The organism is Spirosoma pollinicola, assembly GCF_002831565.1.
Lineage (GTDB): Bacteria > Bacteroidota > Bacteroidia > Cytophagales > Spirosomataceae > Spirosoma > Spirosoma pollinicola.
Window position 1 is genome coordinate 7422208 of sequence record NZ_CP025096.1, and the last position, 11842, is coordinate 7434049.

The following is an 11842-nucleotide window of genomic DNA, read 5'->3' on the forward strand; positions in this document are numbered from 1 at the left end:
ATTGAAAACCCCCTCATGGCTACGATAACAACCGTATGCTATTGCCTGAAGTTGACATGTCTTATAATCCTATAAAACGCTCCCGTATGAGACGAAGGAACGTTCATGTATCTGCTCCATAAAACGGGCGTGGCTGTTGCACAACTCCTGCATAGTCAGGATTGTAGTTGGCAAAGCCGCTGACCGGTCAAAATCCCGTGTTAATGGAAGGCTAAAACGGTCCTTTCAGTACATCAGACACGCCAGACAGCCCTTCGTTTCGAGTTGTGCAACAGCCACGGGCGTTTAATTGGACAGCTTGTTTTGATAATTGTCAACTACAATTAGTCGCATACGGTTAGCTACTGTCTTCTTGTAAAAAACTACCTAGTTTGCCTTCATCAAAAGCGCTAAATATTACGGTCAACGTGTCACAGTCACCCGTAAGAAATTAACGGATATAGAGGTTTTATTCGTGTCGGTGCTTTTGTTCTGACTGGTAAACAAAACCTCTAATTCCTGCTGCAATTCTACGGCCTTACCACTCTTTTCCGCGGCCTCAAAAGCATTCATGGTTGGGCCGTAAAAGTTTTTGAACGTCTTCACGTATTCTGATGGGGGATAAGACGTGTTAAAGGTGAACGTATCTTTAAGGAAGGTTATGTTTTCTTTCGCCACACCCGCTTGTTCAAAACGTTCGATAACATGGCTCTCGACACCCCATAACATGGGACTAAGGAAGCCTTCGGGCGGTGGGGGTGTATAGGCCGAGCTGATCTTTAAGATTTGCGCCACCAGCGTCGGATCGCCCGGTATCCAGTTCCCCATCACAATTCGTCCACCGGGGCGGGTAACACGAACCATTTCCCTGGCGACATCAAACGGTTTTGGCGCGAACATAGCCCCAAATATGCTCACGAGCAGATCAAAACTCTGATCGGTCAGTTCATGCAAATCGGTCGCATCCCCTTCCTGGAAGGTGCAATTGGTTAGCCCTTCCGCTTTGGCCCGATCCTTGCCCGCTTCCACCAGATTCCTGGCAATATCAACCCCCAGGACAGTAGCGCCAAGTTTTGCTTCGGGTATGGCCGTGGTGCCATCACCACAACCCAGGTCAAGGACTTTTAGACCTTCGGTGATGCCCAGTTGGGCGACCAGTGCTGCACCGCTTTGGCGCATGGTTTGGGCAATTTGAGTAAAGTCCCCTTTTTCCCATAAAGCTTGGTTGGGATTCATCTTAGATTAGCGGATTAAAAAGTAGAAACGGTCTTTAATGAAAACCGGGGCTACATGCCTAAACCTAGCAAAATTGTTTTTACTAGATTCTCTTTTGATGTAGCAGATATTCCTAGAAACCGAGTACCAATTACGTAAAACCTATAATGCTATCTACGTACTATTTAGGAAACGGTTGTTTTCGCATATGCTACGGCTAGGGTTGGACAGATATTAAAAACCAGCGTCTCAGCAAACGCTCATATGCGAGACTAATTGGCTTTGATGGGTTTGCTTCTTAATTGGGGCGTTTACCAAACCACTTTTGAGCGATACAAACTGTTATGACTACGAAGGGAGAGCCTATTACAGTTATTACCTTCAAGTGCTCGGCAGACACGGGACAGGACCTGGTAGCTCAATGCTCTTTAGAAAGTTTCGGGTCGCAGGCCGCCTACGTCCATTTGTAAAAACGGATTTACTAGTTACTGCCAACGTGTTGCACCACCACGGTGGAACGTCACTTCGGCAGGAAACCTGAACGATGCGGGTTGTGACGAACTACGAACTAACTTAATTACACGGAGTCAATACAAATCAACGTTGATTATGTTTCTATTCCCTAAGTAGGTCGATCAGAATAAGCAGGGCGTCATTTGATAAGGCCTCAAACTCTAATTCTCCACTCTGTTCAAATTCTAAAGCCAGCCCGTCTTTTTCGTGAAGGAGTCGGTTAGCTACTTCAAACGCACCTTGAAGGATAAACACGAAAATCCGCCGTTTCTGACCACTCATGAAGGGCCGTACAAAATAAACACCATTTTGCCGGCCGGAATAGCGACCAATAAATCCCTGGTAACCAGTTGCTCCTTCAGGATCTGATTCACCAAATAAGGGTAATAGAGTATTCTGCTGAGTCAGGTCAAACCCAGTCTGACTAGCAACCGCCGAGAAGTCATTAAGCGGTTTTTTCAGCCAAAACTGAATGAAGTTAATCGACTCAGATGGGTAGGGGTTGGTGACACTGTAAGAAACACCAGCCACTAGTGACAATATACCGGCTTGACCCGGTACCAGTGAAGTCACTAAGTCGTTGAAGCTATAGTCAAGCTCACCCTTCACCGGTAGTAACACAACTTCAGTGGGTTCATCAATTTGCCAGCTTAGACTGGATTTTGCGGTAAGTCGTTCATCGTTTACAAGGTATAAAGCACCGAATGGCTCCCTACCTTCGGCCGAGTAAACACCGTAGTTAAAGGTATAATCACTTTGATGATTGCCCGACTCTGAATGGCCACGCTGCCCGGCTAAGTAGATCTGTACTTGAGCTTGCGTGTTCATTAATCGATCGTGGCAGGAAGAAGAGGCTGGTACGTCCATATGGTTAAATAGGGCTGAAGGGCGATTAAATCGGTGTTAACGACTTGCCCGGCTTGTAAGGCCGAATGCTGGTCACCGTAGGCGATTAAGAGCTGCCCATCAATGATATCAATCCAGCTGAGTGGGTCACTAAAAAAGGTAATGGCGATTCTATGCGCTTCTTTCCGCTCGACATACGACTCCAGGATCTCAAACTTGAACTCGGTAAAAGGCAGGCAAGTCTTTCCAAATGCATTTACAATGCCGGGAACGACCTGATTTAACTGCTTTAAATAGCCCATAGCGACCCGACTAGTTAGATAATGCAACCGGTCGGCATTCGGCGCATTCGCCAATAACTCCTGAAACGTTTGATACTTGTTTCCAGGGTTAAACAGCTGAGCTTGCATGAAAAACTCCTGGTAGGTTTCTTCAAAAACAAGCTTATCCCAGGGTTTCGCTGACGATAGATCAATAATCTTATAATACGCTAAACGAATCAGACCTTTCATCACTAGAGTCACTAAGTAGTCATGGGTGGTTAGTCATTGGTAAGTACACCTTTTGCCGTCGCTGGCTTAGGTGGCCGACTGACCACCCATGACCAACCGCCCATGACTACGAAGCGATGACAATACATCAAGCGTTGACGACGATTGTGTGCGTGAGGGTGTAGCCAGCCGTAATGCTGCCTGATACCGTTGCCAGCTCAGTGGTGAACCCATCACTGAACACGTTATCCCGTTCGTTCTTTGTGTCTTGTGCGCCTTTCGTATACCCCTGGGCTTGGGCCGTGGTGTAAACCGTATTGGTTATGTCATACGGGAAAGCAATCTGGGTTACCAGCAATGACTTTCCTGATGCATTATAAATGTGCACGTGAATATGGGGCGCCCGACCCGCATACCAACCTGGGAAAATCGACGTAAAACCAACCAGACCATTGGCGTCAGTCGTTTGCCGACCGCGCAGAAAGTCAACGCTTTGGAAGTTAACGCTTTGCATGCCGCTGCCCCCATACTCAGAATAGTAGCCATCTTTATCGCAATGCCAAACGTCCACGATTGCACCAGCCAGGGATGCGCAACTAGCGCTGGCATTCTTGATGGTGATGTTCATGGTCATCGGAATACCCGTCCGTCCGTCGGTAATGTCTTTCCGAATAAAATTGGCGGGCACCTTCGTAGGGAAAGGCCCCTCCGTTTCCGAAGGTGTAACCGAACAATCGCTGGCTGAACTCCCATTGGTCGAGCCCGATGAGGGGGTTGTACCGGAGTTCGTCCCGGTGGTGGCCGGGTCAATAGTTGTGTTGCTGCAGGCACTTAAGGCAGCTATACCCAACAGGCTACTAAATCCGCGCTTAAGAAATTCGTTGCGTTCCATTGTATGAAGAGAATACGGTTAGATTAATTGAATGAATTGTTGGTGATGGTTGCTTTGACGTCTTGCGTGGCGGCTTTAAACTCGCGAATGCCTTTCCCTAAACCACAGGCTAAATTGGGTAAGTTTTTGGCGCCAAAAAACAGAAGGATAGCGGCCAGAATCAGGTTGATTTCAGAGGTGCCTAAGCCAAACATATACCCGGGGTTTTCTTGTTAAGTTCTTGCTCTACTTGTTGGTATAACGCTACCGCTAAGGGGCTTCGTTGCAGGCCGAAGTCACTTAGCGGTAAACCAGAGCAATGTGTCGGTAAATGGGGGCTTACGACCGGAAACGCTCAATCAGATCCGGTTCATAACTGGCACCTATGGGAATGTCACGTCCGGCTAAACGAATGGTTTTACTACGGATGCCTTCGATTCGGCTAAAGGGAACAATGAACGACCGATGCACGCGAATAAACGGATGGGTAAGGTCATCAGCCCCGGGAAGTTTTTCAAGAATCGCCTTCATGGTCATTCGGGCTACGATAGGGCGGCTAATGTTCTGGCCAGGGGTTGGCGCGAGGTGAATTTTGAGGTAGTCGTCTAGTCCCTCAATGAATAGTACATCATGTAAAGCAATCTTGTAAACGGTATAATCGGCCTTGATGTATAGGTAGTCGTTGGCAGGATCGGTGCGCTGTTGCCAGCGGAAGAAATCTTGGGCCTTGGTCACCGCCTGCAAAAAGCGTTCGAAGGTAAAGGGCTTCAATAAATAATCGATCGCGTTGAGGTTAAAACCGTCTACGGCGTATTCGGCATAGGCAGTTGTGAAAATAACCATCAAAGTCTGCTCACCGTTGGCACTAATAGCCCGGTAAAAATCCGTACCGGATATGAACGGCATGTTGATGTCCAGAAACAAGAGATCGGTACCTGACTCCGCAATAAACTGCTGGGCCTCGTCGGTCCGAGTAAAGGTCTTTTGCATGTTAATAAAGGCGACTTGCTGACAGAAGTGGCTTACTACCCTAAGCGCTGGTGGCTCGTCGTCTAAAGCAATGGCGCGGATCATGAGAGAGTCAGGTTAAGTTCGACCGTAAAGCAATCGGGTTGGTCGTTGATCACCAACACATGCCGACCCGGGTACAAAAGTTGCAACCGCACTTTGGCGTTGGTTAAGCCGATGCCGCTACCCAAGGCTGTTGAATCAGCCACGCGTACTTTTCGGTTAAACACATAACAATAAAGCTGATCACTGTTTAGCTCAATGAGTATGTCGATGCGGGCCGGATCTTGCGGGCTAACGCCATACTTAAACGCATTTTCTATGAACGATATTAGCAACAACGGAGCAATTTGTAGCCCATTCGGATTGACAGTGGTAGAAAAATCAATGGGCACAGTTTCAGCTAAGCGCAACCGTTGCAGCGCAATATAATGACCGATGTAGGCTAACTCATGGCTTAGGGCGACGCGGTTCTGCCGTCCTTCATCAATAACATAGCGCAAAAATGACGATAGTTGCACAATGGCATCGGCCGTTGGGGGCGATTCAACGATGGCCAGAGAATAAATACTGTTGAGGGTGTTGAACAGAAAATGCGGATTAATCTGCGCTTTCAGGTACGATAGCTCCGTATCCAGTCGTTGGCGCTCTGTTTCACGCCAGCGGTTATTAATTCGTATAGCCAGCGACAGCAGCAACCCCACCAGAAACAGAAAAAACGTCTGGCTGATTTCCGGAGGTCCAACTGGCGGGGGGCGCATGGGGCTGGGGCGGACGGGTGGCAACGGCGGACGGCCCAAATTTGGAAAGGGGGGCGGGGGCCGGTGGGCACTGGGGTGGTTAAGTGGACGCTGATGCCCTTGTCGAACAATCGTTGCTAAAATTCCCTGTATAACTAAAAAACAGCCCAGCGCGCTCAGTCCATACACTACGTAATTCCGCCTGAAGAAAAGCCTGGAAATCAGGACGTAAAAATTTAGATAGAAGAAGCCAATCGTCAGCAGGTATGACGCCACATTGCGCCGTTCGTGCGAATTGTAAGGCAACTCGGCTAACTTAGCCATTCCGTCTTCGGCAAAGACGTACGGGAAAGCCAGAAAGGCCAGGCACCCAACTATATGGATAAGTAGAAGTACTGCTTTGCGATTCATAGGTGTTTTCAACCCTGGAAAGTTAACCTATACAACACAAAAAAGGGATCAATCGCGGTAAAGAGGCAGGAACTATCGGTAAATGCAGTCCGTCACTGCTCAAAAAGTAGTTATGATAGGAAACTTTAGCCGCAATGACGGACCCTCGAAAAGTTCAGTAGCGGTTGGCTGTATTTTCGTCACTTTTGTATCATTTTAGTGAATAGCTTGTTATTCTGGCTACTCTGGCCAGTGGTTAAGCGTTGTACTTCGTGACAACACTTGTAAAAGTAATCATTTGGTGAGTGGGTGAAGTAACCGATTAGGAAAGACAAATACCGGAAAATCTCCAGTAATGGTGTTAAAAACGGGCCACTTCAATGGAAGAAATTACTAATTGGCGAGGTTTTCCTACCTGCCCATCCACTCTTAGTCAGAAGCGCAACAACCCGTTAAAACCCCTGCTAATTCTTTCCACTATACAAGTTATAACCTGGTAGGGGCGGATTGACTTGTTACTTCTATTTTACCAATTCATTCAAAATCAGGATTCTCTTAAAACGCTCCCGCTTGAGACGCAGAAGGGTTTATATGTGCGCTTCTTAAACGGGGGGTTAAAAGGCACATCTTGTCTTAATAAGTGTCAACACCTGTCAGTAGAATACGGACTCTTGAAAAAAGGAAAAGTGCCCTGCTTAAATAGTTGCTACAAATACTTAAGCATGGGACTTTTCCAAGGCCCGTATGCTACTGATGGTGTTTGACAGATATTAAAAAATCACTGTCTCACATTTCGCTCCCGCGTGAGACGAGACGACATTTGAGTATCTGTAATTCGGGCGTTTAAAAATACGGTCAACAGCTAGGTCATAGATCAGACGAAGCCTCGGATTTCTCAACCAACCAAGGTGAATTTGTTGACGCTCAACTTCTTTATAGGGATGTTTCAATAAATTAATATACCTTTGCCATTAACCAACTGGTTAGTTAATGGCTATCATTCAGCAATCTACTCAAAGTCGGATTTTAACCGAAGCGGTCACCATCTTTCAACAAAAAGGGCTTCATGGGGCCCGCATGCAAGAGATCGCCGACAAAGCGGGCATCAATAAAGCCATGCTGCACTATTACTTTAAAACCAAAGAGGAGCTATTCCAACAAGTTTTCCAACTAGCCCTCGACCTGTTTATCGCTAAAATTGAGCTAATCCTAACCAGTGAACTACCCCTGGCTCAGATCGTCATCCACTACGTTGACCATACCCTGGACGCGCTGTCGGCTAACCCGACAATACCCGCCTTTGTGCTGCACGAAATTAATCGAGATCCACAACGAATGATCGATGTATTTGCCGGTAACCAGCGAATCAATTTAGCCCAATTCGCAAAACATTTTCCATCCGCTAACCAAGCCCAGCAGTTTTTTACCGATATGGTCGCTTTGTGTGTCTATCCGTTCGTGGCTCAGCCCATGTTAGAAAAAGTGCTTGACCTGACCCCGACGGGGTATCTACAGTTTATTCAACAGCGTAAAAAACACATTAAAGATCGACTGTTGAACCAACCACTCAACCCAACGAACTCATGAACAGGACCAATTTATCCCCTCAATTATGGATTGGTTGCTTGGCGATCACCGTTTCGGTTAGTCTCTTTACCCAAGCCGGTATAGGTGTAGGCCTAGAGTATAGTTTGCTGAGTGGAATAGCCCTACTGGTTTGGATTCGTCGGGCTAAATCAGAGCCAATTCCTCCACGGGTCGTTGTTTATTACCTAATAAATATTGTATCTCTATTGGGATTAAGTACCGTTCGCTATGCAGCTCACTATGGTGAGTTCGTTCAGGCGCAATACCCTACCCTGTTCCAGGCTCACATGGCCAACACCTATAGCCACTGGTACCTAGTCCAAGTTTGCCTCCCCGTCTGTTTGCTTTTAGTGGGGGGCTACTTGCTCATCAAACAGCCTGCCACCGGGCTGTTCTTCGCGCTTTGGGGGTTTCTCTTTTGTGGCCTTGAAGCCTTGATCCAAGTGGGCGTAGAACTAACCCAGTTAACGCGATACCCGCATAGCTATTTTCTGGGTGTTTTTATCGGTATTGGGCAATTTTTGCTTAGCGCCTGGGGCTTATTAACCCTAGCCAAGTCAACTCCAACGTCGGTCGTTGCCCAACCTATTGAGTCAATGACAACTCGACGGATCAACTTATGGTCGGGTTTATTTGTCAGTTTTGGGGCCGTGTATGCAATCACCTTGTACATTCAGGCGGGGCCGCTTCCGGTTGGTGTCATTATTGGCTCCATGATGGGTGGCCTCATGGGGTGGCGAAAAACAACCGCTCACAATAGCGCCGATCCCCATAAAGTTGCTCCGCTATATCTGCTCTTACTCGCTTTGTTTTATGGCCATGTCGGGGAGGAAGTATTGACGCATTTTAATCGGAGTATTGCCGCCATTTCACACCATCCCTGGAGTGATGCTGAATTTGATTATCTGATCACTTTGATTGGTCCTCTTGTTTGGGTGTTCGCGGGTTATAGCCTTTGGAAAAGGCAGGCTTTCGGCAACTTTATTTTATGGTTCATGATCGTAGGCATGATTGTCGGAGAGCCCACTCATTTACTGGTTTTTCCGGTTGTTCGCATGGTTCAGGAGGGAGTGCCTTACACTTACTTTTCAGGCATGTATACGGCCTTGTTTCCCATGATTCCAGCCATACTTGCTTTAGGGCTTATTCTGAATGATCATAAGAAAACGAAACAACATCCGACGAGCGCCCTTAGCTAAGGGATGCTTGTTAATCAGCTTCCTGCTAGTGTGGATTCAGCCTTGTTGGGGTCATGGTATGGGGGGCACGGGTTTGTTGCATCCGCTCACAGGTTTAGACCATCTGCTGGCTATGCTGGCCGTAGGGGCTTGGAGTGCCCAACTGGGGGGGCGCTCGATTTATATCGTGCCAGCCTGTTTTGCCGGGATGATGGTTCTGGGTGGTGTAGCGGGAATACTCTACCCCATGATCCCGTATTTGGAAACAGCTATTGCGATGTCGGTACTGATGCTGGGTTTAGCTGTCAGTATTGATCAACCGACTGGTTGGTTCGTAGCTAGTTTTGGGGTGGGTATTTTTGGTTTTTGCCATGGGTTCGCCCATGGCTCAGAAATGAACCGAACCGAGGGGATCACGGAATACATCCTTGGCTTTTTAATTACAACGGTTAGTCTTCATTTGATTGGTGCCTTTGGCGGGCTTCTACTGGTGGAAGCGAGTCAAGGCAGAAGGCACTTACGCCAGATCGGTGTAGTGACGAGTTTAATCGGCGTTTACTTGTTAGTGCGATAAATGGGTAGGCATATTGGATCGTATATCTAGCCTGAATGCATTACTGAGTGAAAAGATGACGCTTAACGGTTTGATCAACGTATGTATTACTTCTCTTTAGCCATAGCTGGATCAGCTTTTATTAGAAAAGTTATTATGGCATTCTCAAAAAAGACTCTAATTATAAGAATACGATGATGCCCGATGACGAATTTTGGGGCCCGTAGTTTGGATTCAATTCAGTAAGAATCTCTCATTTATTGAACGTTCGTGGCTGTTGCACAACCCTGCTTAGGGATATGAATGGTCTTTTCTGTATCTTAAGGGGATGCAAGGCCGAAAAGACTATACCGAAAAACACATCACTTATTTTCAGCTGTCCAGCCGCGTCCCTGAGCACAACTTTTATCGCCGGTTAAAGGAGACGCTCGACTTGACTGCTCCGGCAGCCCGGCTTCATCTATGAGGCCACTAAACAGCTCTATGGCCATACAGGCAACCCCTCTATTGACCCCGTCGTATTCTTCAAGTTCATGCTCATCGGTTGCCTAGAGAATATTACTTCCGACAGAAAGTTGGTCGAGCATTGCTCTATGCGGATGGATATGCTGTATTTCCTGGGCTATAACATTGATGAGCTATTACCTTGGCACTCCACGTTGAGTCGTACTCGACAACTGTATCCGGAGGTACTCTTTGAGGCTGTGTTCGATAAAGTATTCAGCCTCTGTGTAGCCCATAACATGGTGGCTGGCCGTAGAGTAGCCATTGACTCGGCACCCGTCAAAGCCAATGCGTCGATGGAACGACTACTAGAAAAACAACCCGATTTACCTGGTCCTAGGCTAGTTCAATCGGTCGAGGATCAGAATCAGGTAGTGGACACGATACCTCCACCCAGCAAGCGTCACGCTGGATCGATTATTACCGCGTCCGATCATCAATTGAAACAGTTGAAAAAGCACCAGCAAAACTTGAAGAATGCACCTCCTACTTCAGGAGCTAGCCACGAAAAAGCCCAATTGCTGAGCAACAAGACGCACTATAGCCCTACCGATCCCGATGCTCGTATCTCGGTCAAGCCCGGCAAAGCCCGCAAACTCAATTACCATTGTAGCCTGGCAGTGGATACCGCCGAAGGCGTCATTAGTCATGTGCAGGCCGATTTTGCTGATGGCCGCGATAGCCAGTGCTTACCCGATATTATGGTGAAGCTTCAGCAGCGGTTGGCCGCCAATGAGCTACGTTTAGAAGAGGTATTGGCTGACACGGCCGGGCCGATTTCTATGGTTCAAACAAGGGTTGGCGTATAATTTTTGTTATATTTTTTACCCCGCTTGACGACTGCATAGACCCGATGGATGAGTTTGTTTCTTAGTGCGTTGATAACTAACATCTTATTCTTGCCTTCTTTAACTTTTCGCTGGTAATACTCCTGTAATTCACCGGGCATTTGAAGAGCCGACATAGCCGCCATATGCAGTAAGGTTTTCAGTGATTTTCGGGCATGATGATTCACGCGAGTCTTACCCCCTACACTACTGCCCGAGGAGTGCTCAAAGGGAGCTACTAGCTAGCTAGTGTGCCAAATCCGTTGGGGTGTTGGCTAAATAATTCACTGTTAGCAATTTGTATCTGTCCGTAACGCGTTGTCATCTTTTTTTTTACGTCGGTCAGTTGGCACATCACTCAGGCTTTTTTCCAAGACTTGCCGACCCAATTCCTGCCAAATTTCATCGAACGACTTTTCATAGTCGTAGAAAGTTGGCTTGCTTTTAAGTTGTTGCAGGTCTTGATATTTTTGGCGGGCCAAGGCTATGTATTCATCTTCAGTCATGCCCTAAGCTAACGACATCAGGCGACAATTTGAAATGCACCCTTGGGATCTCACAGTTTCTGAAAGATTTAATAAAGATAAGTTTGATAAATTAGAATGCGAACCGTTCGAAAATTATATTGACTTAAATTACGATGAATTTATTTTTTTTAATATATGGGAATTTATGAAAATAGAATTTATGGATATATCTGAATCTGCATTAATAAATAAAATGAATTATTTTGCTAATAAATATAAAAATCATACTGACAAGTTGCTAGCAAAAGATATAAACGTACTGTGTACAGAGATTAGTATTATAGCTGAATTATTAAATATAGGACATAAAATTAAATATATTGACAAAATAAAGACGGTTTTAAATAAATTAAAAAATAGATTATATAAATATAAAACATTATTTGACAGTAATGAAATATTTAATACTATAAGCACTCAAGTAGAATTGGCTTTATTTGAAGAAAGATTTTATACATATTTTAGTACGACGAAATCAGAAATAATTCCCAAGACATCTTCAATTAAAAATTTTCATATTTATTGTGATAACTTGTTTAATGAAATTGGTGTAAAATATACTTTTGAAGATAGCTTCGACTGAAATAAGCTGAAATTCAAAAGGCACTATTTT

The 11842-nt window shown here is 46.0% G+C and carries 11 protein-coding genes and 3 pseudogenes; 5 read left to right on the forward strand and 9 right to left on the reverse strand.

Annotation, left to right across the window (positions count from 1 at the left end; translation table 11 throughout):
• Positions 1–402: 402 nt before the first annotated feature.
• From CWM47_RS31250 to CWM47_RS31280, 7 genes are all read right to left on the reverse strand, one after another.
• Positions 403–1215, reverse strand: coding sequence for a class I SAM-dependent methyltransferase (locus CWM47_RS31250; RefSeq protein WP_100992482.1), 813 nt, complete (start codon positions 1213–1215; stop codon positions 403–405).
• 594 nt (positions 1216–1809) lie between these two features.
• Entirely contained in the window at positions 1810–2535 is a 726-nt protein-coding gene (locus CWM47_RS31255; RefSeq protein WP_100992483.1) for a pirin family protein, read from the reverse strand.
• A complete protein-coding gene (locus CWM47_RS31260; RefSeq protein WP_100992484.1) occupies positions 2535–3065 on the reverse strand; it encodes a hypothetical protein in 531 nt (176 codons plus the stop codon). Before CWM47_RS31260 ends, CWM47_RS31255 begins: the two co-directional genes overlap by 1 nt.
• A 127-nt stretch (positions 3066–3192) precedes the next feature.
• Positions 3193–3936 carry a dioxygenase family protein gene (locus CWM47_RS31265; RefSeq protein ID WP_100992485.1) on the reverse strand — a complete coding sequence of 248 codons (744 nt, stop codon included), beginning with the start codon at positions 3934–3936 and terminating at the stop codon, positions 3193–3195.
• Between the two features lie 23 nt (positions 3937–3959).
• The gene (locus CWM47_RS31270) at positions 3960–4130 is read right to left on the reverse strand and encodes a Sec-independent protein translocase subunit TatA/TatB (RefSeq protein ID WP_100992486.1); all 171 of its coding nucleotides are present in this window, start codon (positions 4128–4130) and stop codon (positions 3960–3962) included.
• A gap of 124 nt (positions 4131–4254) precedes the next feature.
• A complete protein-coding gene (locus tag CWM47_RS31275; RefSeq protein ID WP_100992487.1) occupies positions 4255–4989 on the reverse strand; it encodes a LytR/AlgR family response regulator transcription factor in 735 nt (244 codons plus the stop codon).
• Positions 4986–6074, reverse strand: a complete 1089-nt coding sequence (locus tag CWM47_RS31280) for a sensor histidine kinase (RefSeq protein WP_100992488.1) — start codon at positions 6072–6074, stop codon at positions 4986–4988. The genes CWM47_RS31275 and CWM47_RS31280 overlap by 4 nt, the downstream gene beginning before the upstream one ends.
• 969 nt (positions 6075–7043) lie before the next feature.
• Here CWM47_RS31280 and CWM47_RS31285 point away from each other — a divergent pair.
• From CWM47_RS31285 to CWM47_RS31300, 4 genes and pseudogenes are all read left to right on the forward strand, one after another.
• On the forward strand, positions 7044–7640 hold the full coding sequence (locus CWM47_RS31285) for a TetR/AcrR family transcriptional regulator (protein WP_100992489.1): 597 nt from the start codon (positions 7044–7046) through the stop codon (positions 7638–7640).
• Complete coding sequence (locus tag CWM47_RS31290) at positions 7637–8839, forward strand: hypothetical protein (protein ID WP_100992490.1); 1203 nt, start codon at positions 7637–7639, stop codon at positions 8837–8839. The genes CWM47_RS31285 and CWM47_RS31290 overlap by 4 nt, the downstream gene beginning before the upstream one ends.
• A 28-nt stretch (positions 8840–8867) precedes the next feature.
• Positions 8868–9392 carry a HupE/UreJ family protein gene (locus tag CWM47_RS31295; protein WP_157816096.1) on the forward strand — a complete coding sequence of 175 codons (525 nt, stop codon included), beginning with the start codon at positions 8868–8870 and terminating at the stop codon, positions 9390–9392.
• 307 nt (positions 9393–9699) lie between these two features.
• Positions 9700–10642 (forward strand): annotated as a pseudogene (locus tag CWM47_RS31300) (transposase); the annotation flags it as partial.
• 20 nt (positions 10643–10662) lie between these two features.
• On the opposite strand, the pseudogene CWM47_RS31305 reads toward CWM47_RS31300, so the two are convergent.
• A pseudogene (locus CWM47_RS31305) lies at positions 10663–10929 on the reverse strand (transposase); the annotation flags it as partial.
• 26 nt (positions 10930–10955) lie between these two features.
• Positions 10956–11208, reverse strand: a pseudogene (locus tag CWM47_RS31310) (ISLre2-like element ISRsl1 family transposase); the annotation flags it as partial.
• 34 nt (positions 11209–11242) lie between these two features.
• Between CWM47_RS31310 and CWM47_RS31315 the strand changes: the two are divergent.
• Complete coding sequence (locus CWM47_RS31315) at positions 11243–11812, forward strand: hypothetical protein (RefSeq protein ID WP_100992492.1); 570 nt, start codon at positions 11243–11245, stop codon at positions 11810–11812.
• Positions 11813–11842 lie beyond the last annotated feature (30 nt).